This window comes from Bradyrhizobium sp. 190, from assembly GCF_023073415.1.
Classification (GTDB): Bacteria; Pseudomonadota; Alphaproteobacteria; order Rhizobiales; family Xanthobacteraceae; genus Bradyrhizobium.
This window is the reverse complement of the sequence record NZ_JADPJL010000008.1, coordinates 462310-485716: the sequence shown is the minus strand read 5'-3', so window position 1 is coordinate 485716 and position 23407 is coordinate 462310. Positions and strand designations below refer to the sequence as shown.

Annotated in this window: 26 protein-coding genes; 10 read left to right on the top strand and 16 right to left on the bottom strand. The window is 62.0% G+C overall.

The window, feature by feature from the left end; genetic code table 11:
- The first annotated feature begins 225 nt into the window (after nt 1–225).
- A complete protein-coding gene (locus tag IVB22_RS06140; protein WP_247516408.1) occupies nt 226–1707 on the top strand; it encodes a GH1 family beta-glucosidase in 1482 nt (493 codons plus the stop codon).
- A 12-nt stretch (nt 1708–1719) separates the two neighbouring features.
- On the opposite strand, the gene IVB22_RS06135 is transcribed toward IVB22_RS06140, so the two are convergent.
- Genes IVB22_RS06135 through grxD form a run of 4 tightly spaced genes read right to left on the bottom strand, consistent with a single transcriptional unit; the run spans nt 1720 to nt 5220 of the window.
- Nucleotides 1720–3024: a serine hydrolase gene (locus tag IVB22_RS06135; RefSeq protein WP_247516407.1), complete on the bottom strand. Its 1305-nt coding sequence runs from the start codon at nt 3022–3024 to the stop codon at nt 1720–1722.
- Complete coding sequence (locus IVB22_RS06130) at nt 3005–4288, bottom strand: serine hydrolase domain-containing protein (protein WP_374207474.1); 1284 nt, start codon at nt 4286–4288, stop codon at nt 3005–3007. Before IVB22_RS06130 ends, IVB22_RS06135 begins: the two co-directional genes overlap by 20 nt.
- 42 nt (nt 4289–4330) lie before the next feature.
- Nucleotides 4331–4885, bottom strand: a complete 555-nt coding sequence (locus IVB22_RS06125; protein WP_247516951.1) for an O-acetyl-ADP-ribose deacetylase — start codon at nt 4883–4885, stop codon at nt 4331–4333.
- Nucleotides 4882–5220, bottom strand: coding sequence for a Grx4 family monothiol glutaredoxin (gene grxD, locus IVB22_RS06120; protein WP_247516406.1), 339 nt, complete (start codon nt 5218–5220; stop codon nt 4882–4884). The genes IVB22_RS06125 and grxD overlap by 4 nt, the downstream gene beginning before the upstream one ends.
- A gap of 388 nt (nt 5221–5608) precedes the next feature.
- Here grxD and egtB point away from each other — a divergent pair, with 388 nt between their 5' ends.
- Nucleotides 5609–6775, top strand: a complete 1167-nt coding sequence (egtB, locus tag IVB22_RS06115; protein ID WP_374207493.1) for an ergothioneine biosynthesis protein EgtB — start codon at nt 5609–5611, stop codon at nt 6773–6775.
- 48 nt (nt 6776–6823) lie between these two features.
- Nucleotides 6824–7795: an L-histidine N(alpha)-methyltransferase gene (gene egtD / locus IVB22_RS06110; RefSeq protein ID WP_247516404.1), complete on the top strand. Its 972-nt coding sequence runs from the start codon at nt 6824–6826 to the stop codon at nt 7793–7795.
- A 37-nt stretch (nt 7796–7832) separates the two neighbouring features.
- On the opposite strand, the gene IVB22_RS06105 is transcribed toward egtD, so the two are convergent.
- The 3 genes from IVB22_RS06105 to IVB22_RS06095 all read right to left on the bottom strand — a co-directional run bounded on the left by IVB22_RS06105 (nt 7833) and on the right by IVB22_RS06095 (nt 10094).
- Nucleotides 7833–8132, bottom strand: coding sequence for a hypothetical protein (locus tag IVB22_RS06105; protein WP_247516403.1), 300 nt, complete (start codon nt 8130–8132; stop codon nt 7833–7835).
- 516 nt (nt 8133–8648) lie between these two features.
- Nucleotides 8649–9827, bottom strand: a complete 1179-nt coding sequence (locus IVB22_RS06100) for a low temperature requirement protein A (protein WP_247516402.1) — start codon at nt 9825–9827, stop codon at nt 8649–8651.
- Between the two features lie 30 nt (nt 9828–9857).
- Entirely contained in the window at nt 9858–10094 is a 237-nt protein-coding gene (locus IVB22_RS06095) for a BolA family protein (protein ID WP_057848608.1), read from the bottom strand.
- Nucleotides 10095–10278: 184 nt separating this feature from the next.
- Here IVB22_RS06095 and IVB22_RS06090 point away from each other — a divergent pair, with 184 nt between their 5' ends.
- Nucleotides 10279–10638, top strand: a complete 360-nt coding sequence (locus tag IVB22_RS06090) for a DUF427 domain-containing protein (protein WP_247516401.1) — start codon at nt 10279–10281, stop codon at nt 10636–10638.
- Between the two features lie 11 nt (nt 10639–10649).
- On the opposite strand, the gene IVB22_RS06085 is transcribed toward IVB22_RS06090, so the two are convergent.
- The gene (locus tag IVB22_RS06085) at nt 10650–10823 is read right to left on the bottom strand and encodes a DUF1328 domain-containing protein (protein ID WP_025590829.1); all 174 of its coding nucleotides are present in this window, start codon (nt 10821–10823) and stop codon (nt 10650–10652) included.
- 197 nt (nt 10824–11020) lie between these two features.
- Between IVB22_RS06085 and IVB22_RS06080 the strand changes: the two genes are divergently transcribed.
- Nucleotides 11021–12205, top strand: coding sequence for an acyltransferase (locus IVB22_RS06080; RefSeq protein WP_247516400.1), 1185 nt, complete (start codon nt 11021–11023; stop codon nt 12203–12205).
- A gap of 94 nt (nt 12206–12299) precedes the next feature.
- Here the strand turns inward: IVB22_RS06080 and purL are convergent, their stop codons facing one another.
- Entirely contained in the window at nt 12300–14507 is a 2208-nt protein-coding gene (gene purL, locus IVB22_RS06075) for a phosphoribosylformylglycinamidine synthase subunit PurL (RefSeq protein WP_247516399.1), read from the bottom strand.
- A 162-nt stretch (nt 14508–14669) separates the two neighbouring features.
- Between purL and IVB22_RS06070 the strand changes: the two genes are divergently transcribed.
- A complete protein-coding gene (locus tag IVB22_RS06070) occupies nt 14670–15158 on the top strand; it encodes a PaaI family thioesterase (RefSeq protein ID WP_247516398.1) in 489 nt (162 codons plus the stop codon).
- Entirely contained in the window at nt 15148–16077 is a 930-nt protein-coding gene (locus IVB22_RS06065; protein ID WP_247516397.1) for a DMT family transporter, read from the top strand. The genes IVB22_RS06070 and IVB22_RS06065 overlap by 11 nt, the downstream gene beginning before the upstream one ends.
- 30 nt (nt 16078–16107) lie before the next feature.
- Here the strand turns inward: IVB22_RS06065 and IVB22_RS06060 are convergent, their stop codons facing one another.
- Nucleotides 16108–16845 carry a tetratricopeptide repeat protein gene (locus IVB22_RS06060; protein ID WP_247516396.1) on the bottom strand — a complete coding sequence of 246 codons (738 nt, stop codon included), beginning with the start codon at nt 16843–16845 and terminating at the stop codon, nt 16108–16110.
- Between the two features lie 248 nt (nt 16846–17093).
- Here IVB22_RS06060 and IVB22_RS06055 point away from each other — a divergent pair, with 248 nt between their 5' ends.
- Complete coding sequence (locus tag IVB22_RS06055; RefSeq protein WP_247516395.1) at nt 17094–17432, top strand: hypothetical protein; 339 nt, start codon at nt 17094–17096, stop codon at nt 17430–17432.
- 77 nt (nt 17433–17509) lie between these two features.
- On the opposite strand, the gene IVB22_RS06050 is transcribed toward IVB22_RS06055, so the two are convergent.
- The 4 genes from IVB22_RS06050 to purC are packed head-to-tail and all read right to left on the bottom strand — an operon-like array spanning nt 17510 to nt 20224.
- Nucleotides 17510–18463, bottom strand: coding sequence for a tripartite tricarboxylate transporter substrate-binding protein (locus IVB22_RS06050; protein WP_247516950.1), 954 nt, complete (start codon nt 18461–18463; stop codon nt 17510–17512).
- An 8-nt stretch (nt 18464–18471) separates the two neighbouring features.
- Nucleotides 18472–19173: a phosphoribosylformylglycinamidine synthase subunit PurQ gene (gene purQ / locus IVB22_RS06045; protein ID WP_247516394.1), complete on the bottom strand. Its 702-nt coding sequence runs from the start codon at nt 19171–19173 to the stop codon at nt 18472–18474.
- Nucleotides 19174–19184: 11 nt separating this feature from the next.
- Nucleotides 19185–19424 carry a phosphoribosylformylglycinamidine synthase subunit PurS gene (gene purS, locus IVB22_RS06040; RefSeq protein ID WP_247516393.1) on the bottom strand — a complete coding sequence of 80 codons (240 nt, stop codon included), beginning with the start codon at nt 19422–19424 and terminating at the stop codon, nt 19185–19187.
- A 32-nt stretch (nt 19425–19456) separates the two neighbouring features.
- Nucleotides 19457–20224, bottom strand: a complete 768-nt coding sequence (purC, locus tag IVB22_RS06035) for a phosphoribosylaminoimidazolesuccinocarboxamide synthase (protein ID WP_171708996.1) — start codon at nt 20222–20224, stop codon at nt 19457–19459.
- Between the two features lie 317 nt (nt 20225–20541).
- Here purC and IVB22_RS06030 point away from each other — a divergent pair, with 317 nt between their 5' ends.
- A complete protein-coding gene (locus IVB22_RS06030; protein ID WP_247516392.1) occupies nt 20542–20865 on the top strand; it encodes a DUF1476 domain-containing protein in 324 nt (107 codons plus the stop codon).
- A 41-nt stretch (nt 20866–20906) separates the two neighbouring features.
- On the opposite strand, the gene IVB22_RS06025 is transcribed toward IVB22_RS06030, so the two are convergent.
- Nucleotides 20907–21827, bottom strand: a complete 921-nt coding sequence (locus tag IVB22_RS06025; RefSeq protein ID WP_247516391.1) for a LysR family transcriptional regulator — start codon at nt 21825–21827, stop codon at nt 20907–20909.
- 115 nt (nt 21828–21942) lie between these two features.
- On the opposite strand from IVB22_RS06025, the gene IVB22_RS06020 reads away from it, so the two are divergent.
- On the top strand, nt 21943–22755 hold the full coding sequence (locus tag IVB22_RS06020; RefSeq protein WP_247516390.1) for an oxaloacetate decarboxylase: 813 nt from the start codon (nt 21943–21945) through the stop codon (nt 22753–22755).
- 109 nt (nt 22756–22864) lie between these two features.
- On the opposite strand, the gene cynS is transcribed toward IVB22_RS06020, so the two are convergent.
- Nucleotides 22865–23353 (bottom strand): cyanase, encoded by a 489-nt coding sequence (gene cynS / locus IVB22_RS06015; protein WP_247516389.1) that lies wholly within the window; start codon nt 23351–23353, stop codon nt 22865–22867.
- Nucleotides 23354–23407: the final 54 nt, after the last annotated feature.

Sequence of the window (23407 nt, the reverse complement as noted above, 5' to 3'; positions counted from 1 at the left end):
CCAGCGATACGAATAAAAGCGCCAGCGGCGTCCGAAAGCCGATCGGTCCTGCTCCCAAGGTGAATAGATCTGCCTATTTAACCCTGCGCGACAGCCCTGTCGACCCGGCCGCGTACACAATTGCGCGGGATCGCGGAAGCAGTGATATAAGGCTTGCTACAAACACGAAGCATCAAGAGTGAGCCTTGTTTTGCTCAAAATTGATTCCGCGCGGCGAGTGAAAAGATGCCATTCAAGAGATTTTCCCGACGCCAATTTGGCAGGATTGCAGGTTGGTCGGCGCTTGCAACGTCGATGCTGTCGACCGGGCCCGGACTGGCCCAATCGGGCGAAGACACCGGAGCGCGAAATCGAAAAACCTCTTCCGGTTTTCCGAACGATTTTCTGTGGGGCACGGCGACCTCCGCCTATCAGATCGAGGGAGCCGTGAACGAAGATGGCCGCCGTCCATCGATCTGGGACCGCTTCGCCCACACGCCCGGGACAATCTCCGATCACAGCAATGGGGACATCGCGGCCGACCATTATCATCTGTACAAGGAAGACATCCAGTTGATGAAGTCGCTCGGCACAAAGGCCTATCGATTCTCGATTGCCTGGCCTCGCGTCTTCCCGGAAGGAGCCGGCGCGCCAAATCCAAAGGGCCTCGATTTCTACAACCGCCTTGTCGACGAGTTGTTGGCCAACGGCATCGCGCCGTTTGCGACGCTGTATCATTGGGACTTGCCGCAGGCGCTTCAAGACCGCTTCGGCGGCTGGACCTCGCGCGATACGTCAAAGGCATTTGCGGATTACGCGGCCTATGTCGCGGCGCGTTTGAGCGACCGCGTGAAGCACTTCTTCACCATCAACGAATGCTCCCGGCTCGTCCATCTCGGCCATGAGTTTGGCGCTGATGCGCCGGGGCTCAAACTATCCCCATCTGATGTGAAGCAGGTCCGTCACAACGTCGCGCTTGGGCACGGTCTCGCGGTTCAGGCGATCCGAGCCAATGGACAGGCCGGAATCAGGGTCGGTCCGGCGGAGAATGCCGTGAGCTGCATCCCGGCCATCGAAACGCCTGCGAACATTCGCGCAGCCGAGATCGCGACGCGCGAGCTCAATGCCGGCTATCTGACCGTGATGCTCGAGGGAAAATACACCGATGCATATCTCGCGCAGGCCGGCAAAGATGCTCCGAAATACACCGCCGAAGATCTGCGCATCATTTCATCGCCGATCGATTTTGTCGGACTGAATGTGTACATGCCTGATCATTACGTCGTTGCTGCCGACAACGAGCGCGGCTTCACGCTGGCGCCGTTTCCCAAATCGTTCCCGCACATGAAGGCGACCTGGCTCAGGCCCGGCCCCGAGACGATGTACTGGGTGCCGCGCCATGTGGCCAAGCTGTGGAACGTGAAGTCGATCTACATTACCGAGAACGGAACGTCGGGAAGCGACCAGGCGGCAGCGGACGGTACTATCTATGACGTCGATCGCATCATGTACCTGCGCAACTATCTGACGCAGTTGCAGCGTGCGACATCAGAGGGCGTGCCCGTGCTCGGATATTTCCTGTGGAGCCTGATGGACAATTTCGAATGGCAGGACGGTTATGAACAGCGCTTCGGCCTCTACCACATCGACTTCGGTACGCTGCGTCGTACCCCCAAGCTGAGCGCGTCATTCTATCGCGAGACGATCGCGCGAAACGCGGTGGCGTAATTCCGGCGATCATCAATCCTTGCGCACGCCCTTGCCCAGCGCCTCAAACATCATCGTCTTCAGCGCCAGTTGGATCCGCCCACCTTGCGTCGGGGCCTGCACCATGCAGACAACGAGCAGGTCGTCCACGGGGTCGACAAAATAGAAACTGCCGCCCGCGCCGTCCCAGCGGTATTCGCCGAGCGGCCATGTCGTATTCGGCGGCGGTGAAGTGCGCACGGCAAAACCAAGACCAAAGCCGCTGCTCGGGCCCGGGAAATAGAAGGGATCGTGAATGATCCCGGTCTCCGGCCCAATCTGATCCGACGTCATCAGCGCGACAGTCTCCGGCTTGAGGTACCGCTTGCCGTCCAGCTTGCCTCCGTTCAGCAGCATTTGCAGGAAGCGCGCGTAGTCCCCGATCGTCGAGACCAGGCCCGCTCCGCCGGATTCCCAGCGCCGCGGCAATGCCGGGTCCCTCATTCCGGCCACCCGAAAACGATCGACGGGGAATGCCTGGGCAATGCGCGACCACTTCGATTCATCTGCGACATAGTATGCGGTTTCGGACATGCCGAGAGGATCGAACAGTCTTTTCTTCTCGAACTGGAACAGCGTTTGCCCCGAAGCCACCTCGACGACACGGCCGAGCACGTCGGTTGAATGGCTGTAGTTCCAGCGCACTGCGGGCTGATCGGCGAGCGGCAGTGTCGCGATCCGGTCGGCGAATTCGGCGTTGTCGAAATCGCCGGCGTACAGCTTGGGATTGGCATAGAGTTTCTGCACCGCGGTTTCGCCGAAGAAGCCGTAAGTGATCCCCGACGTGTGCCGCAGCAGATCCCTGATCGTGATCGGGCGCTTCAACGGCTCGAGCTTGAGCGGATACTGTCCTGCTTCATCGGAAAGATCGACGCCGACTTTTGCATCCGCAAAGGCAGGAATGTATTTCGACACGGGATCGTCGAGGGCCAGCTTGCCGTCGTCGACCAGCATCATTGCGGCAACCGACGTGACGGCTTTCGACATCGAATAGATCTGGAAAATCGTGTCCGGCGTCATCGGCTGGTCAGATGCGGGGTCTCGAACGCCGAAACTTTGCAGATAGACCGGCCTGCCATGCTGCTGGATCAGCAGGACTGCGCCGGGGATCTTGCCGGTCGTGACTTCGTTGCGAATGTAGTCGGCGATCTGTTCAAGGGCCGCGCGTGAGAAAGTCGGCGCGTTCGGCGCTTTCGGCTCGGCTCGCACCGCGTGCAGCCATCCGGCGGCCAGGAGAATGGCGAGCGCCGCTACAATAAGGGTGCGCCCTGCGGCGCCGTTAGTTCTCCAACGCTTCATAGACCAACTGCTTCAGCGTTCGCTGGACGCGCTGGCGCTCCGTCGGCGTCTGCTCCAGCACCACGAAGAACATGTCCTGCTTGCGGTCGACCACCATATAGCAGCCGCTGGCGCCGTCCCATTTCAGTTCGCCCAGCGATCCCGGCGGCGGCGGCTTGGCGTTGCCGGGATCGGTGCGCACGGCAAGCCCAAGCCCCATGCCAAAGCCGTCACCGGGGAAATAGTAATGATCCCGCGCAACACCGGAGCCCTTGCCGGCGTGGTCCGATACCAGCAGTTCGAACGTCTTCGGGCTAAGATAGGTCTTGCCCTCGAACGTACCGCCATTGGCCAGCATCTGCGCAAAGCGCGAAAAGTCCGCCATGGTCGAAACCATGCCGCCGCTGGCGGATTCCCACTTCTGGCGAACCTCCGTCCTGTACAGGCGGCCGACCCGGAAATCGCTGTCGTTCGGCAACGGCTGGGCGAGCCGCTGCAGCCGCTCCGGTTCGGTAACGAAGAAGCCGGTGTCGGTCATGCCGAGCGGATCGAGCAGCTTTTCTTTTTCGATCTCGAGCAGCGATTTTCCGGACACGATCTCCATGATCCGCGCCAGGACGTCGGTAGAATGGCCGTATTGCCAGAGCGCGCCGGGCTGGTTGTGCAGCGGCAGCTTGGCGATCCGCTCGGCTAGTTCGGCAAGGTCGAATTCGCCCGCATAGATGTTGGCCTCCTTGTACGCCTTGCGCACCAGACTGTCGCCATAGAAGCCATAGGTGATGCCGGAGGTATGGCGCATCAGATCGAGGATGGTGATAGGCCGGGTCAGCGCCACCAGTTCGAGCGTCTTGGTGCCGTCCTCGGCCTTTTTCTCCTCACCGACCTTCATATTTGCGAAGGAGGGAATGTACTTCGAGACGGGATCGTCGAGCTTGATCTTGCCGTCCTGAATCAACTGCATCGCCACAACGGAGGTGATCGCCTTGGTCAGCGAAGACAGGCGGAAGATGGTCTTGTCATTGATCGGCGCCTTGGACACGACGTCCTGCACGCCGAAGGTTTCGTGATAGACCGGCTTGCCGTGCTGCTGGATCAGGACGTTGGCGCCGGCGATCTTGCCGGTCGACACCTCATTCTTGAAGAACTCGGTGATCTTCGCAAGCTTGTCCTGGTTGAAACGCGCGCCTGCGGGAATATCGAAAGTGCCTTCGGCGCGGACCTGTGGCGCTGCCAGAAGCATCAGGGCACCAGCGGCCAGCGTACCCAGCATTTTATGTGAATTCATTGGACCCCTCCCCGGAATTCGGAGGGGAGTGTAACCCGCACCTCAATCGGCACAAGGGCCGCCGAAGGTATTCAATGCCGCCTGATGCAACTGGGCGCTGGCGTCGGAGAAGCAGCAGAAGATCACTTGCGCCACTGTGGGCGCAGCAGCAAGCGTATCGACGACGGTCTGAATTGCGATGCCCGCCGCGCGTTCGGCGGGGAACCGATAGATGCCCGTTGAGATCGCGGGAAAGGCCACTGAAACAAGGCCGTCCTTCTCGCACAGTTCGATCGAACGGCGATAGCAGGAGGCGAGCAGATCGTCCTCGCCGAGAGTGCCGCCGTTCCACACCGGACCGACCGTGTGGATCACGTGTTTGGCCTTGAGCCGATAGCCCTTGGTGATCTTGGCGTTACCGGTCTTGCAGCCGTGGAGCATGCGGCACTCGGCAACAAGCTCCGGCCCCGCAGCACGATGGATCGCGCCATCGACGCCACCCCCGCCAAGGAGCGACGAATTCGCGGCGTTGACGATGGCGTCAACGCGCAGCGTGGTGATGTCGGCAACAATGACTTCCAGCCGCGCCTTGCCGATCTGGCGAGCGGGACCGCTCAGGCCGAGGCCGCTGCGTTGACGGTGACGCCCTTGTCGGCGAACAGCTGCTGCAATTCACCGGCCTGGAACATCTCGCGGATGATGTCGCAGCCGCCGACGAATTCGCCCTTGACGTAGAGCTGCGGGATGGTCGGCCAGTTCGAATATTCCTTGATGCCGTTGCGAAGCTCCGCGGATTCCAGGACGTTCAAGCCTTTGTAGCCGACGCCGACGTGGTCGAGGATCTGCACCACCTGGCCGGAAAAACCGCACTGCGGAAACTGCGGCGTGCCCTTCATGAACAGCACGACGTCGTTCGACTTCACTTCGTTGGCGATAAATTGTTCGATGCTCATATTTGCTTCCTTTTGGGGCACAGCCCCCTGCGGCTTCGCCTGACGGGCCGACTGGTCGATGTAACCCGGTCACTTGTCATATATGTAGCCCAAACCGTTGTGCATCCAAAGTAAAATGGCGAGGAGCTGGCATGCGCGGGTCCGGCTCGGGCCTCCCGGGGCGACCGCGGCCCCATAGTCTGACGGCACCAATATCATAGCGCGGGGAGGCTTTTTTCCCGGACGGGAACCCCTATCTAGGACGGACTGCGCTTCAGGAACCAGTTCGCCAGACTAACGTTCTCTCCCTTGACCGGAGACACCTGTGACGAAATCAGTAGCCGCCGCCGAGTTTGCGACCCCCGCCCCGTCACTTTTCTACGATTCCGGCACCCTCGCCCAGAATTTGGTGGAGGCCTATCTGGCCGTCCGCGACGAAACCGAGCGCCGGGCCGCGCCCTTGAGCCCCGAGGACCAGCTCATCCAGTCGATGCCGGACGCCAGCCCGGCCAAATGGCATCGCGCCCATACCACCTGGTTCTTTGAGCAATTCCTGCTCGGCGAGCACTGCGAGGGCTACCAGCCCTTCCACCCCGACTACGCCTTCCTGTTCAATTCCTATTACGTCAGCGCAGGTCCCCGGCATGCCCGCCACCAGCGCGGCCATTTGACCCGCCCGAGCGCGGACGAGGTCACCGCCTATCGTCGGCATGTCGATGCCGCCGTGATCAAGTTCTTCCAGACCGCCGGCGAGGAGCGCCTCGCCAGACTCGCGCCGCTGGTCGAGGTCGGCCTCAACCACGAGCAGCAGCATCAGGAATTGATGCTGACCGACATCCTGCACGCCTTTGCGCAGAATCCGATCCCGCCGGCTTACGATCCGTCCTGGCGCTTCCCGGCGTCGCACTGTTCGGCAGAGGAATGGGTCACCCTCAACGAGGGCATCCATACCGTCGGGCACACCGACGACAGTTTCCATTTCGACAACGAAAAGCCGGCGCACCGCGCCCTCGTCGGCCCGGTCAGGCTCGCCAGCAACCTCGTGACCAATGCCGAATGGCTAGCCTTCATGAAGGACGGCGGCTACGGCACGGCCACGCTGTGGCTGATGGACGGTTTTGCCACCGCGACCGGCGAGGACTGGCAGGCGCCCGGCCACTGGCGCCAGGTCAATGGCGAATGGCGGATCATGACGCTCGGCGGATTGCAGCCGGTCGATCCGGCCGCCCCGGTCAGCCATGTCAGCTACTACGAGGCGGATGCGTTCGCGCGCTGGGCCGGCCGCCATCTGCCGACCGAAATGGAATGGGAAGTCGCCGCCCGCGCCGGCCAGCTCAACGACGCCTTTGGCATCGTCTGGCAGTGGACCCGCAGCTCCTATTCGCCCTACCCCGGCTACCGCGCCATCGAGGGCGCGCTGGGCGAATATAACGGCAAGTTCATGGTCAACCAGCTGGTGCTGCGCGGCTCCTCGCTTGCAACTCCACCCGGTCACAGCCGTATCACCTACCGTAACTTCTTCTATCCGCACCACCGCTGGCAATTCACGGGGTTACGCCTCGCCGATTACGCCTGACATTTCCGATGAAGAAAGCGCGCCGGTAAGCGCGTTCAGGAGAGTATCATGAATGTGCATGCCGCCGCTTTGGCCAAAGCGCACCAGTTCGACGAGCAGACCTCGGCCTTCGCCGGAGATGTGATCGGCGATCTGTCGCAATTTCCCAAGCGCCTGTCGCCGAAATATTTCTATGACGCGAGGGGCTCGGAGCTGTTCGAGCAGATCACGGTTCTTCCGGAATATTATCCGACCCGCACCGAACTCGGCATCTTGCGCAACCGCGGCGACGAGATCGCGGATATCATTCCGAAGGGCGCAGCGCTGGTGGAATTCGGCGCCGGCGCCACCACCAAGGTCCGCCTGCTGCTGGAACGATGTAGTTTCAGCGCCTACGTCCCGGTCGACATATCAGGCGATTTCCTGAACGCGCAGGCGGGCGCCTTGCGCAAGGATTTTCCCGATCTCGGCGTCTATCCGGTTGCCGCCGATTTCACCGCGCCGTTTGCGCTGCCGGCTGAAATCGAAGGGATGCCCAAGGTCGGGTTCTTCCCGGGATCGACGATCGGCAATTTCGAGCCGCACGAAGCGCGCGCCTTCCTACGCAGCGCGCGAGAGATTCTCGGCGAAGGCGCGCAGATGGTCATCGGCGTCGACCTCGAAAAGAACGAGCGGGTGCTTTACGATGCCTATAACGACGCCGCCGGCGTCACCGCGCGATTCAACCTCAACGTTCTGGTCCGCATCAACCGCGAGCTCGGCGGCAATTTCGACGTTTCCGCCTTCATGCACCGCTCGGTCTATAACCGCGAGCGCCATCGCATCGAGATGCACCTGATCGCCAAGAAGGCGCAGACCGTACGCATCCTCGGACGGAATTTTTCATTCCGACCCGGCGAAAGCATCCACACCGAGTCGAGCTACAAATACAGCCTCGACCGCTTCACCGCACTGGCGCGCGACTCCGGCTGGTCGGTACGGGAATCCTGGACCGACCGCGACCGGATGTTTTCGGTTCACGCGCTGGCGGCGTCAGCCTGAGGAGTGGTCCCGGGCTTTGCAGTTCGGGTGTTGCAGGTCAGGTCTTGCAGTCCGACCTCCTGCGCTCCGGTCGCATCCTGCGTGTTGGAGCGATCCGGGGCGCGACAGATATCCAGTCATCGGACAGTCGGTCTGCACCCAGCAACCACGCGTGAATGATCCGCCACTTGTCCTGCCCGCGAGACTGGAAATCCAGTAGCGGCGATCCGGTGTCCTGCAGCTCGTGGAAGAACTTCAACGAGTCTTTTCCAGTGGGTCCGTCCTGCTCGATCGACTGCATCAAGATCCAGCGATCCCACTCCTGAATGATGCGTACTCTAGCTTCACTTTGTTTCATAGGCGCGTATTCCCACCACGGCACTCCGTGGGCACTGAATGAATCGCGCTGGTCAAGGTCTGATGGAAAGGTGCTACGCCGCCGCGCGTCCCCGCACCTTTGCCGCGCTCACTATAGACAAACTTCTTAACAAATCTTCATCTTTATCGAGCCGCCCGCAAAACGCTCCATCTGCGCTCCCGTTTGCCCTTCGAAACGTCCAACTTTTGACGCGGACTCAGTCGAGTTTCTGCGGCAGGCTCGGCTAGGGGTGAGTTCGTGCCAAGGGATGTTAGTCATGGGCAACGCGTATCCAGCGTCCGGCAATCGGAAGCAATATTCCAGCTCGTCGCCCGCTCGCGAGGACCAGGCTTGGGATCAAGAGGCGGACACCGAACGGGTGTCCCTCATCGAGGAAAATGCCAGGCTACGGGCGCTTGTCGTGCAATTGTCAAATCTCGTTCTTCGAAACGTCGTCGATCACAACAGCACGTCGCCATTGCTGCCGGTCAGGCGTTCGCTGCCTGACTAGAGCTCCTATTCTCTCGGATCGGATTGCAGCGAGATCGATTCCCACACGGCGACCACGATCATGATCGCGGTGGTCAGGATGGACAGCATCAGCGGCGACAGCCCGCCTGCGAACCAGGCGAGCACGCAGAGTGCGATGATACCCACCCCGTGCGAGAGCTGAAGGAAGCCGCGAAAGCTGTACTTGAACAGGATGGTCCCGAACAGAAACAGCAAGGGGCCACCGATCGCGCTTATCACGGTCTTGAGATCGGAATGCCCGCCCGGGTGCTTCAGCACCAGTTCGTCGGCTACCGCCGCGACGATGATGCCGGCCACGATCGGCAAGTGCAGATAGGTATAGGCCAGACGCGCCAGCCTTCCCGGCTCGCTCGATTTTGAAAGCTGCTCGGAGCCGGCCTCGGCGCCGATGTGGAAATAGATCCACCACATCGCGAGGCTGCCGACAAAGGCTGAGACGAACGCCAGAACGTTTTCGATCGTCCATGTGAGTTCCGCAAAGGTTGCACCGATGACGACGATGGATTCTCCGAGCGCGATGATGATGAACAGTGCGCAGCGCTCGGCCATGTGGCCGCCTTCGATCATCCAGTCCGCGACGGAAGACGCGCCATATCGGGGAATCCAGAACCGCACCGCCGGCGAAATATATTCGACGGCGAGCGCAATCGCCCACAGCGCCAACCGCGACTGGCCGTCCATCACCCCGCCGGCGATCCAGAAGATCGCCGACATCGACAGCCAGGCGGCGATCCGGATGGCATTCATGCGTGTCCGCGGGCGCGACGGCGGCGTGGACAGCCACAGAAATATCGTCTTGCCGACCTGCATCGCCACATAGGCAATGGCAAACCATAGTCCCCGCTCCTCAAACGCCTTCGGGATCGAGGTCGACAGCACCAGCCCGCCCAGCATCATCGCAAACAGCAGCAGCCGGACCGGAGTCTTCTCGGGATTGAGCCAGTTGGTGATCCAGGAGGTGAAGACCCACACCCACCACACCGCGAGAAACAGCACCGTGACCTGCAGCGCGCCCAGCAACGTAAAATGCGCCAGCAGCGTGTGCGATATCTGCGTGACCGCAAAGACGAAGACGAGGTCGAAGAACAGCTCGACATAGGTGACGCGGCTGTGCTGGTGCGGTACGATCGGGCGAAACAGCGCCCCGTGCGGATTGTCCGTCATCGATGCGCCCCCGCTGAAGCTTGCCGGGGGCTAGCCTTCCGGCACCCCGGTCTGCAGCGCCAGCGCATGCAGTAAGCCGCCCATCTGCCCCTTGAGCGACTGGTAGACGATCTGGTGCTGCTGCACGCGCGACTTGCCGCGGAAGGATTCCGAGATCACGGTCGCGGCGTAGTGGTCGCCGTCGCCTGCGAGATCGCGGATCGTCACCTCGGCATCGGGGATAGCTGCCTTGATCATCGATTCGATATCGTGGGCGTCCATCGGCATCCAGCATGTCTCCGTCAGGTATTTCGAATCACGGCCGGCTCGCGCGACCGTGACGGCCGAACCTAGCGCGTACGCTCTTCTAGGTCACGCCTGGTGCCACTATATTCCGCCCCGAACCGTTTGACACCGTGAGATCCGGTCGCGCCCCATCATTTTGGGCTGACCGAAAAAGAGGCTCAAAACCATGAAATTGCCCGGTCCCGACCATCCGATCACGATTACGGCAAATCCCAAACGCGTCCGGGTCTCGGCGGACGGCGTGGTGATCGCCGATACCACCCATGCGCTCACCCTGAAGGAAGCCAGCTATCCGGCGGTGCAATATGTGCCGCGCGAGGATGCCAATATGGCGCTCCTGGCCCGCACCGAGCGGACCACGCACTGTCCCTACAAGGGGGATGCGAACTACTTCAGCATCAATGCCAACGGCAGGCGCATCGAAAATTCGATCTGGACCTATGAGACGCCCTTCCCGGCCATGGCCGAGATCGCGGGCCATCTGGCGTTCTACCCGGACAAGGTGACGATCGAGGAAGTGGCGTAGGCCCCCGATCTCTAAGCCCTGAATATCGTGAGCCCGAGGATCAGGAGCACCAGGAAGATCACGACGAAGACATAGAACAGGAAGCGGGCGATATCGGCGGAGGCCGCCGAAATGCCGGTGAAGCCAAGAAGGCCGGCGACGATCGACACCAGAAAGAAGATCAGCGCCCATTTAAGAATTGTCATTGCGTGCTCCGGGACCCTCTGGGCCACGCCAATGGCGACCCGCTAATTCAAATTCACCGGTCCTAACGGCGGGTTGCGCTGCCGGTTCCGAAACAACCTGGTGGCGGAAGAGCGGCTCGTCAGTGCCCGATTTGGCCTTGCTGAATCGGGTTCCCGGCTGCAACATTCGGCACGAACAGCCTGGCCGGGAGGCGCGCATGACATCGATTTCCGCCGTGGGGCATGCCGAATTGGGCGCGGTGCCCAAGGCCAAAACGCGCAATCCTTCGCTCGACCGCGCCCGCACCTTCCTGACGCTGGTGGTGCTGCTGCACCACGCCGTCATCCCCTATACCTATTTCGGTCACACAGATCCGAAGTCGTTCTTCGGCTTCGACATGATCGTGCTCGCCACTGACAGTTTCTTCATGGCGATGTTCTTTTTCCTGTCGGGACTGTTCGCCTGGTCTGGTATCGCCCGGAAGGGACCGCTGAACTATTTGCAAGATCGCCTGTTTCGGCTTGGCCTGCCGTTCGTGATCTGCGCGTTCACGGTCATTCCGCTCGCCTATTACGCGATCTCCCTGCGGCACCATCCCGAAATCGGCTTTTCGGATTACTGGTGGAACATGGTCACGAAGGGTCCGTGGCCGAGCGGGCCGATCTGGTTTCTCTGGGTCTTGTTCGCCTTCGACCTGGTTGCCTGCGTACTGTACCGGCTGTCGCCCAACATGCTCGATCCGATCAACCGACTCTCGCTACACGGTCGCCGTCGGCCGGCCGTTTTCTTCGCAGTCATGCTTGCCGTCACCATGGCGTTCTACATTCCTGGGCTGGTTCACTACGGACCAAGCAACTGGTTCGAGTTCGGGCCGTTCTCGGTCCAGCACGGGCGCGTGATGCTCTACGCGACCTACTTCTTTTTCGGTGCCGGCATCGGCGTTGCGCAAATGGATCGCGGGCTGCTCGCTGCAGACGGCCGGATGGCGAAGGTCAGCTGGGACTGGATGGTGCTGGCGATCGTTCCGTATTGCCTCTTGTGGGTGCTGATCTTCATCAAGCGCGAAATACTGGGCAACCCGTCGCCGTTGCCGGACTGGTATGAAGCGCTTTATGCCATCTGCTTCACGGTCTTCAGCGTGGCTGTCATGTTTCTGATCCTGGCCTTTTTCCAGAGGTTCAGGCAATCAGGCTCAGCCAAGCTACTCGATCCGATGCAGGCGGACGCCTACGGCATGTTCCTGGTGCACTACCCGATCGCACTGTGGCTGCAATACTGGCTGTTCGACTACGACCTGCCGGCGATCATCAAGGCGACGATCGGATTCGTTCTGACGGTCGCGTTCAGCTGGGCGCTGACGCGCGCGTTGCGGCAGATCCCGGGAGCGAACAAGGTGCTGTGAAAGTCCGTAGCCCGGGTGAAGCGCAGCGCAACCCGGGACCGGTATCGCCGCGAAATTCCCGGATTGCGCTGCGCTCCATCCGGGCTACGGGCGCCTACGACGCTTTGCCGCTCATGTAGGCCGGCAGCCAGCGCTCGAACGCCGATTTGAGCGCATCCACTGACACCGCCGTTTCACCGGCAACCGCAATGGCATTACCGCCCGTTGTGCCGATCCGCGCACAGGGCACGCCCGCGCCTTTCATCTTGGCCAGCACCAGGCCGGCGTCCGCCGCAGGCACCGTCACGATGTAGCGCGCCTGATCCTCGCCGAACCAATAGGCCTGCGGCACGATCGAGGCAGGCCCGGCCAACAGCTGCGCGCCGATGCCGCTTGCAATCGCCATCTCGGCGAGCGCGATCAATAGCCCGCCGTCGGAAACGTCGTGTACCGCGGTTGCGGTGCCGGCGTGGATCATGCCGCGCACCACGTCGCCGTTACGCTTTTCGGCTGCCAGATCGACCGGCGGCGGCGCGCCCTCTTCGCGGCCGCAGACATCGCGCAGATACACGGATTGTCCGAGCCATCCCTGGGTGTCGCCGATCAAGAGGATCGCTTCACCGGAAGCCTTGAACGCCAGCGTGGCGGATTTCGTGAAATCGTCGAGCAGACCGACACCGCCGATCGAGGGCGTCGGCAAAATGCCGCGGCCGTTGGTTTCGTTGTAGAGCGAGACGTTGCCCGAGACGACTGGGAAATCGAGCGCGCTGCAGGCCTCGGAAATACCCTTCAGACAGCCGACGAACTGGCCCATGATTTCGGGCCGTTCCGGATTGCCGAAGTTCAGATTGTCGGTGATCGCGAGCGGACGGCCGCCGACTGCCGTGATGTTGCGCCAGGCTTCGGCGACGGCCTGCTTGCCGCCTTCGAACGGATCGGCTTCGCAATAGCGCGGCGTCACGTCGACGGTGAGTGCGAGCCCTTTCGGCCCGTCCTGCACGCGCACGACTGCGGCATCGCCACCCGGACGCTGCACGGTATTGCCGAGAATGACGTGGTCGTATTGCTCCCAGACCCAGCGCTTCGAGCACAGCTCGGGCGTTGCAATCAGCTTTTCCAGCGCCGCCGAAATACCGAGCGGCGGGTTTACCTCGCGTGCCTGCACCACCGGCAATGCCGCGGACGCAACATGCGGGCGGTCATAGACCGGCGCTTCGTCGCCCAGCTCCTTGATCGGCAGATCGGCCATGACGTCGCCGCCATGCTTCACCACGAAGCGCTTGCTCGGCGTGGTGTAGCCGACGATCGCGAAGTCGAGCCCCCACTTCCTGAAGATCTCCTCCGCCTCTTGCTCCTTCTCGGGCTTGAGCACCATGAGCATGCGCTCCTGGCTTTCCGAGAGCATCATCTCATAGGCGCTCATGCCGGTTTCGCGCGTCGGCACCGCATCGAGATTGAGATCGACGCCGAGATCGCCCTTGGCGCCCATCTCGACCGCCGAGCACGTCAGGCCGGCCGCGCCCATGTCCTGGATCGCGATCACGCAATCGGCTTCCATGATTTCGAGGCAGGCTTCCAGCAGCAGCTTTTCCGCAAAGGGATCGCCGACCTGCACCGTCGGCCGCTTCTCGGCGGAATCGTCGTCGAACTCGGCCGACGCCATCGAGGCGCCGTGAATGCCGTCACGCCCGGTCTTGGAGCCGAGATAGACGATCGGCATGTTCACGCCGGACGCCGCCGCATAGAAAATCTTGTCGGTCTCGGCCAGCCCAACCGCCATCGCGTTGACCAGGATGTTGCCGTCATAGCGGGTGTGGAAACGCACTTGCCCGCCGACCGTCGGAACGCCGAAGGAATTGCCGTAACCGCCGACGCCGGCCACCACACCCGACACCAGATGGCGCGTCTTGGGATGCTCCGGCGCACCGAAGGAGAGCGCATTGAGGCAGGCAATGGGGCGCGCACCCATCGTGAACACGTCGCGCAGAATGCCGCCGACGCCGGTGGTCGCGCCCTGATAGGGCTCGATATAGCTCGGGTGGTTGTGGCTCTCCATCTTGAACACAACCGCCTGCCCGTCGCCGATGTCGATGACGCCGGCGTTTTCGCCCGGGCCCTGGATCACCCACGGCGCCTTGGTCGGCAGCCCCCGCAGATGGATGCGCGAGGATTTGTACGAGCAGTGCTCGTTCCACATCGCCGAGAAAATCCCCAGTTCAGTGAAACTCGGCACCCGTCCGATCAGCTTGAGGATGCGCTCATACTCGTCGGGCTTCAGGCCATGGCTGGCGACGAGTTCGGGGGTAATCTGGGGCTCGTTCATGGGTCTCTTCTTAGGAAGATCGAGGGGGTGCGAAAAGGCCTTTTATGGCGCATTTCCGCCCTGTCCAGAGCTTTGCGGGGGGAGGCTTGCAGGATCGGCGTTTGCACATCGTTCCCGGATCGGATTTAAGGGCGGAAACACCGGATTGAAGGGCTATTTTTAGTGAACGAACTCCCCAAAAATGCATTCGACCAGCGCCCCGACCTGCATGTCGAAACCGAGGGCGAATTTGCGGGTTGGCGGACCTGGACCCGCGACAGTTTTGAGACCCATAACGGCCCGTTCTGGCACCGGATGGACGAAAACGGCCGCGTGCAATGCGCGTTCCGGGTCGAAAAGAAGCACCTCAACGGCATGCGCAACGTCCATGGCGGCTGCTTCATGTCGTTCGCCGATTACTGCCTGTTTGCGATCGCCTCCTCCGTGCTGGAAGGGCCGGGCGTCACGGTGTCGTTCGCCTGCGAGTTTCTCGACGCCGCGCGCGAGGGCGAGCTGGTCGAATGCGAGGGCGAAATCACCCGCGCCGGCGGCTCGCTGATCTTCCTGCGCGGTGTGCTGAAATCCGGCGAACGGTCGCTGTTCACCTTCTCAGGCACCATCAAGCGGGTGAAGTGGAAGAAGCCGGCAGGCACAGGCGCCGTTGCCACCTGACGCGCCACAGGCCCGTCGCGGCTGGCGCGACTATGTGTTGCTGCTCGCGCTGGCGTGCTGCTGGAGTTCGACCTATCCACTGACCAAGATCGGGCTCGGATCATTCCCGCCGATCACCTTCATCTCGGCGCGCTCGCTGATCGCCGCAGGCTTTCTGCTCGTGGTCTTGCGCATCCGCGGGATCCAGATGCCGACGGACTTCAAGGCCTGGAAACTGTTCGCCCAGCAACAGACCATCAACTCGACGTTTCCGTTCCTGCTGATCACCTGGGCGCAGCAATATGTGCCGGCGTCAAATACGGTGGTGCTGGCCTCGACCACGCCGATCTTCGCCTTCCTCATCACCTGGGCCATTACGCGGCACGAGCCGGCCACGCTGCTCAAGCTCGCCGGCGCCATTCTGGGCCTTGTCGGAACGGCCGTGATCATCGGCCTCGACGCGCTCGCTACGCTCGATGCCAACATCCTTGCCGAGATCGTCATCCTGATCGCCACCATCTCGTTCGCCTGCGCCACGATCTTCGGGCTGCGGCTGACCGACTACGACCCGATGGTGGTGGCCGCGGGCTCGCTGCTGTTCGGCGGCATGGTGCTGTTGCCGTTCGCGCTGATCATAGACCATCCCTGGACTTTGCGGCCGACAGCCGAGGCGCTGGTGGCCACGGCCGCGATGGGCATATTCTCGAGCGCATTTGGCCTGATGCTGTTCTACATGTGCCTGACGCGGCTCGGCACGCTCACCACCAATGCGCAAGGCTATTTGCGCATCCCGATCGGCGTCGGCCTGTCGGTGCTGCTGCTCGGCGAATCCGTGCCGCCGAACCTGGCCCTTGGCCTCGTGCTCGTCATGGCGGGGGTAGCGGCCATGACGATTCCGAAAGACGCTTACAGGCGGTGGCTCAAGCGGCCCAGACGATAGTCATCCATCGACCGTGGAGGTCTCGCAAACTCAGCTCAGCAATTGCGTTTCGGCGATCGACAGCCATTCCGCCTGCGCCTCGCGCAGATATTTGGGCGCGCGCTTCATCTGGAGCAGCAGTTCATTGAACACCACTCTGGCCTCGGCGTCGCGGCCGACCACGCGCAGCAGCATGCCGTAGCGGACCCGTGCCTCCGCACCGGGAGCGTACGGCACCAGCGCGTAGTATTCTTCGAGCGCCTCGTCGATCCGCCCGACCTCTGCCAACGAACGCGCGTAGAGCAAATGCGCCTCGGCCGATTCAAAGTCCGGCCAGCGCTTTTGCAGATCGTCCAACGTGGCGAGAGCCTCGGCCGGACGGTTGCGACCGAATTCGGCCTGCGCCCTGCCCAGCGCATAGGCCGGCTCACCACCGAGCGGCAGCATCAGGATGTGATCGTAGTGACGCACCGCTTCGTCGAATCTTGCGAGCCTCAGGCACTCCGCTGCCAGCGCGGCGCGATTGGCAACAGTGTCTGTGTTGACGAGCCGATCGGATAGCTCGCGATAGAGCTTTTCCGGGTCGAGTTTGCCGGCGATGCGCTTGCGTGCCTGTTGGGCACCGGGACTTCCAAACCATTCCGGCACCAGTTCGACGACGATGTAGGCGAGCGCGCCGACCAGCGGGATCATCAGGATGATGAAGGCCCAGGGCTGCAGGCGGCCGGTCCTAGATGCGTGATAGATCAGCGTGATATCGAGCAGCAAGACGACGAGAGCAACGGGCATGGCGCATTCCAGGCAAACCGGATGGACGATCCTTAGTGGCCTTGATAGCGCGGCAAGTTCAATCAGACAATCTTCAGTTGTGAATGGGTGTGAAATATCGGCCAGCGATTCCACAGAAGCAACACTGCGATTCCACATTTGTGGCCAGTGAAAATCTTCATGGGAACAGCAACGAACTGTGATCGGCAGGCGGGAACGCTGTCATGGCGAACCTTGTTGGCCGTTACGAAGCAAGAAAAGGAGCAATCATGAAACTCGCAACTTTGGCATTGGCGACAGCGTTGGCATTCACGGGCACTTGGGCGCTCGCGCAGTCCACCGGCGGCTCCACCGGCGGAAGTTCGGCCACGGGCGGCGCGGCAACAAGCGGCGCGACGACGGGATCTTCCACGGGCGGAACGACCACTGGCAATGCGACGGGTAATGCGACGGGTACTGATCCTGGCACCGGCATGAGCAATAGTGCCGGCAGTGCCGCGGCCGGACGGAATAGCGGACTGAACCCGTCGGGGAACACGCTTCTCAATCCCTCGCCCAGCGGTTCGACGTTGACGCCGGCAGCACCCGGCTCGACACCTGGCAGGTAAGACATCTGGCAGGTAATAAGCAGGCAATAAAAAGCCCCGCTTGGCGGGGCTTTTTCGTGTCTCTGGTCGCTTGCGTGCTACTTCTTCTCTTCCAGCAGCTTCCTGTATTTCTCGACGTCGCGCGTCACCAATTGTCCCAGCACTTCGCTCGCGTGCTCGTTGGCGTCGGGAGCGACGGTAGAGGAATCGTGAAAGCGCTTCTTCACCGCCTCGCTCTCGACGGCGGCCTTGGCCGCGGCGTTCAGTTTCGCGACGATCGCAGGCGGCGTGCCCTTCGGCGCGAACAGGCCGTTCCAGCCCTGCGCTTCGAAATCCGGAAGGCTGGCTTCCGCCGATGTCGGCAGATCGGGCAAGGTCGCAAGCCGCACCGTCGAGCCGACCACGAGGCCTCTCACCAGCTTGTCGTCGATGGCCTGCGACACCGAGGCGGCCGAGTCGCAGACGCCGTCGATCTGGCCGCCGATCGCATCCGTCAGCGCCGGCGCCGCGCCGCGATAGCCGACCAGCGTCACGTCGATGCCCGCGGCCTGCGCAAAGCTCTTGCAGATCAGGAAATTCGATGAGCCGGCGCCGGCATGGCCGAGATTGACCTTGCCGGGATTTTTCTTCGCATAGGCAATGAATTCCTGCAGGTTCTTCGCCGGAAAATCCTTGCGCAGCGCGACGATGCCGAAGGTCTTCGCGACCATGGCGATGGGGACAAACGAGCCCGGCGTGAATGGCAGTTTCGGATAGATCGTATAGGTCGCGGCGCTGGTGCCCGCATTGCCGATGGCGATCGTATAGCCGTCGGCTTCCGCGCGCGCCGCACGCGTCAGCGCGGTCGAACCGCCGGCACCAGCGACATTCTCGATCACGATCGGCTGCCCGAGCGACTTGGCCATCTCCTCGGCGACCACGCGCGCGATCACGTCGGAAGTGCCGCCGGCCGCGAACGGCACGATCATGTTGATGGGACGCTTGGGATAGTCCTGCGCCTGGGCGGTTGCGGCGAGCGAGAAGGCCGCAGCGGTAACGGCCAAGCGCATCATGATGGATTTCACGCGGCTTTTTCCAGATGCGCCGCAAGGCCCGCGAACAGGCCACGGCCATCGGTGCAGCCCATGATGTCTTCGACGTGGTTTTCCGGGTGCGGCATCATGCCGAGCACATTGCCGCGCTCGTTGACGATGCCGGCGATCGACTCGGCAGCGCCGTTGATGTTGGATTCCTCGTCGACGACGCCCTCTGCCGAGCAGTAGCGGTAGAGCACCCGCCCCTCGCCCTCCAGCCGCTTGACCGTCTCTTCGTCGGCCTCGTAATTGCCCTCGCCATGCGCGACCGGCACGCGAATGACCTGGCCGGCGTTATAGCCGCGCGTGAACGGCGTATCCGAGCGCTCGACCCGCAGATGCACGTCCTTGCAGATGAATTTCAGCCGTGAATTGCGCATCAGGACGCCGGGCAACAGGCCGGCTTCGCACAGGATCTGAAAGCCGTTGCAGACGCCCAGCACGAGACCGCCATCGGCCGCAAACTTGCGCACCGCGTCCATCACCGGCGCGCGCGCGGCAATTGCCCCGCAACGCAGGTAATCGCCATAGGAAAAGCCGCCGGGCACGACCACGAGGTCAGTGCCATCAGGCAGCGCCGTGTCGGCATGCCAGACCATCGCGGCCTCCTGCCCGGAGGCGAGTTTCAGAGCACGCGCCATGTCGCGCTCGCGATTGATTCCGGGGAAGACGAGAACGGCTGATTTCATGGGAGGCGCGCCTAGAGAAGTTCGACTCTGTAATTCTCGATCACCGTATTCGCCAACAGCTTATCGGCGGCATCCTTCAATGCCGCCTCGGCCTTGGCCCTGTCGGCGCCCGACAATTCAATGTCGAACACCTTGCCCTGGCGGACGCTGGCGACGCCATCGACGCCGAGCGATTTCAGCGCGCCTTCGATGGCCTTGCCCTGCGGATCGAGAATGCCCGATTTCAACGTAACGGTAACGCGTGCCTTCACGAGACTTGCCCCAGTTCTTCTCAGTTCTTGCGTCAGCTTTTCACCAGCACCGGACCGGTACCGGCCGGACGCTCGTTCTCCATCAGAATGCCCAGCCGCTTTGCCACTTCGGTATAGGCCTCGAGGAGGCCGCCGAGGTCGCGGCGGAAACGATCCTTGTCGAGCTTCTCGTTCGACTTGATGTCCCACAGCCGGCAGGAGTCGGGCGAAATCTCGTCGGCGACGATGATCCGCATCATCTCGTTCTCGAACAGCCGCCCGCACTCCATCTTGAAATCGACCAGACGGATGCCGATGCCCAGGAACAGCCCGGTCAGGAAGTCGTTGACGCGGATGGCAAGCGCCATGATGTCGTCGATTTCCTGCGGCGTCGCCCAGCCGAACGCGGTGATATGCTCTTCCGACACCATGGGGTCGTTGAGCTGGTCGTTCTTGTAATAGAACTCGATGATCGAGCGCGGCAGCTGCGTGCCCTCCTCGATGCCGAGGCGCTGCGACAGCGAGCCGGCCGCGACGTTCCGCACCACCACCTCCAGCGGCACGATCTCGACCTCGCGAATCAGCTGCTCGCGCATGTTGAGACGGCGGATGAAATGGGTCGGCACCCCGATGTCGTTGAGGTGCTGAAACAGGTACTCCGAAATCCGGTTGTTGAGGACACCCTTGCCCTCGATCACCTGGTGTTTCTTGGCATTGAACGCGGTCGCATCATCCTTGAAGTGCTGGATCAGGGTTCCCGGCTCCGGGCCTTCATACAGGACCTTGGCCTTGCCTTCATAAATACGGCGTCGACGGCTCATAGGGATGTACCGTGTTTTGTTGAAATCCATGAAATTGGTGTGCTCCGGATGACAAGGGTTTGCGACCACGACGGAGCTGCCGTGAAGGCCAGATCCCGAACAGAACGACCGGAAACAGAACAAGAACCTAGCCTGATGGCAACCTATCCGATTGGCCCATGCAGCACAATCGACCCGGCCCAATTGGGCCCAATTTATACCGATTGCCTGCGGCCTAACGGCCCGTTGTTTTACCGATTCGCCCCCTCTATCTAGGTAGGCGATCGGGCCGCGACAACGCGGCCCTGCTTACCATTTGCGGGGATTGGAACCGAAGAATGAGCACTTTTGACAAGCGCGAGGAAGGTTTTGAGAAGAAGTTCGCCCTCGACGAGGAGCAGAAGTTCAAGGCCATGGCCCGCCGCAACAGGCTGCTCGGTCTTTGGGCAGCGGAGAAGCTCGGCCTGTCCGGGGATGCCGCCACGGCCTATTCGAAGGAAGTGGTCGCGGCTGATTTCGAGGAAGCCGGCGACCAGGACGTCCAGAACAAGGTGGTGAAGGACTTCGCCGCCAAGGGCGTTGCCATCGCGGCGCCGGAGGTTCGCGCCAAGATGGAAGAACTGCTGGCGGCGGCCGCCGCCCAGGTGAAGGCGGGGACGTGAGAAGCGAATAAGGAGTGGCGAATAGCGAATAGATCCATTCGCTACTCGCCATTCGCCATTCGCGCCTTTTTATATTCCGCACGAACGGTCTCCATCAATCGCCGCGCCGCCGCGCTCAAGAATCCGCCGCGGCGCGTTACTGTCACGACCTCGTGGCTCGCCTTCAGATCGCCGACGTCGATGGTTGAAATCGTCTTGTGCCGCAGCTCCTCCGCGGCATTGCTCTCCGACAACAGCGCGATGCCGAGGCCGGCTTCGACCAGGCGCTTCTGCGCGGTCAGGCTGTCGACCGGCGTCCAGTCGATTTCACCGAGGCCATGGGTCTGAAACAGCGCAAAGACATGCGCAGCCGTGATCTCGCGCCGTCCCGGCACCACGGGAAATGCGATCCAGCGTTCGCCGCGCAGATCGGCGAGTTTTGTCACAAGGCGTCCGGCGCGCGGATGGTCTGACGCGCACACCACCTGCAACGGTTCGGCAAACAGCAATTCGCAATCGAGATCGCGCGAGCGGTCGCGGTCATAGCGCAGGCCGATGGTCGCCTCGCCGCGCCGTATCAGATCGCTGACCTCCGCGCTGGTCGCGGTGCGCAGGCTCAATTCGACTTCGGGATGTTCGGCCGCGAAACGCTTGAGGATCGCCGACAGCCGCCCGCCGGCAAGCGTGCCGACTACCGCGAGCGCAACGGGCCCTGAATTCGGCCGCGCCAGCGCGCGAACTGCATTCTCCGCATCCTGGGCGGCGGCGACCGCGCGCTCGGCATACGGCACCATCACCCTCCCCGCATCGCTCAGCATCGTGCGCCCCGCGATTCGCTCGAACAGCGGCACGCCGAGCTCCTGCTCCAGCAGCGCGATGCGCCGCGAGATCGCCGGCTGCGAGCGGTGCAGCGCCTTCGCCGCGCTCGAAATGCCACCGCGGCGATGAACGGTCAGGAAGGTGAGAAGCGCATCGCTGTCCATGTTTTTTCCATGCAAAAAGCTGATGATGCATAGAGAAATAACAAATTTGGCTGATGGGAGATAGCCCGCTAGTTTCGCCGCCAGCCAGAACCAACCAACGAAGCGGAGATTGCCGATGCGAACGCAGATGGAAAAAGCCGAAGCGTTCCGCGCGCTGCATGCGCGCGCCGGCGCCTTCATCATTCCCAATCCCTGGGACGCAGGCACGGCAAAACTGCTCGCCGCGATGGGGTTCGAGGCGCTCGCAACCACGAGCCTCGGCCTTGCCAATACGCTCGGCAGCGCCACCGTCAGCCTCGATGCCATCATCGAGAACTGCCGAATGATCGCTGATGCCACCGACCTCCCCGTCAACGCCGATCTGGAGAATTGCGGCGCTGACGATCCGAAGACCGCGGCAAAGGCGATCGCGCGCGCGGCCGAAGCCGGCTGTGTCGGCGGCTCGATCGAGGATTCGACCGGCGATCCGGGCAAGCCGATCTACGATTTCTCGCTCGCGGTCGAGCGCGTGCAGGCGGCGGTCGAGGCCGCGCGCGCACTCCCCTTCCCGTTCACGCTGACGGCGCGGGCGGAGAATTTCCTGTACGGCCGCAAAGATCTCGACGACACCATCAAGCGGTTGCAGGCGTTCGAGGCCGTTGGCGCGAACGTATTGTATTCCCCCGGCCTGTATGACATCGACACGATCCGCACCGTGGTGTCATCCATCGGCAGGCCGTTCAACCTGGTGATGGGCTTTGCCGACCCGACGCTGACGGTCGATCAACTCTCAGCCGCAGGCGTCAAGCGCATCAGCGTCGGCGGCGCGATGGCCCGCTATGCGCTTGCGGCGTTTCTAAAGAGTGCCCGCGAGATGAAGGATCACGGCGCGTTCACCTTTGTGCGCGAGATGGCGCCGATCGGCGAGATCAGGGCGGCGTTCAGGTGATCAATCTCTCCGCGTCATTGCGAGGAGCGAAGCGACGAAGCAATCCAGACTGGTTCCGCGGCGGGATTCCTGGATTGTTTCGCTTCGCTCGCGATGACGGAGGATCAAATCACCCCTCCTTGAACCCGTATTCCGGCACGTTGCCGCTGGCGCCGTAATACTTGTACGGCAGGAATTTTCCGGACATCGTGATCTTGACCCGGTCGCCCTTGGGATTGGCGACCCTTTCCAAGGCCATATCGAAGTCGATCGCCGACATAATGCCGTCGCCGAATTCTTCTTCGATCAGCGCCTTCCACGCCGGACCGTTGACCATCACCATCTCGTAGAAGCGGTAGATCAACGGATCGGTCGGCGGCATCGGCGTGCCCGTGCCGCGCATCGGCACCTCGTTGAGCATCGCGATCTCGGATTTCGACAGCCCGAACAGTTCGCCGGCATTGGCGGCCTGCGGTTTTGTCAATTTCATCTGGCCCATGATGGCGCCAACGATCAGCACTTCCGAATAGCCGCCGATCTTTTCGCAGATATGTTTCCAGCTCCAGCCCTTCTCGCGCTTGATGTCGAGCAGCTTTTCGGTGAGGTCTTCGCGTTTCATATGGCTCTCCTTCTAACCCGTCATGCCCGGCCTTGTGCCGGGCATCCACGTCTT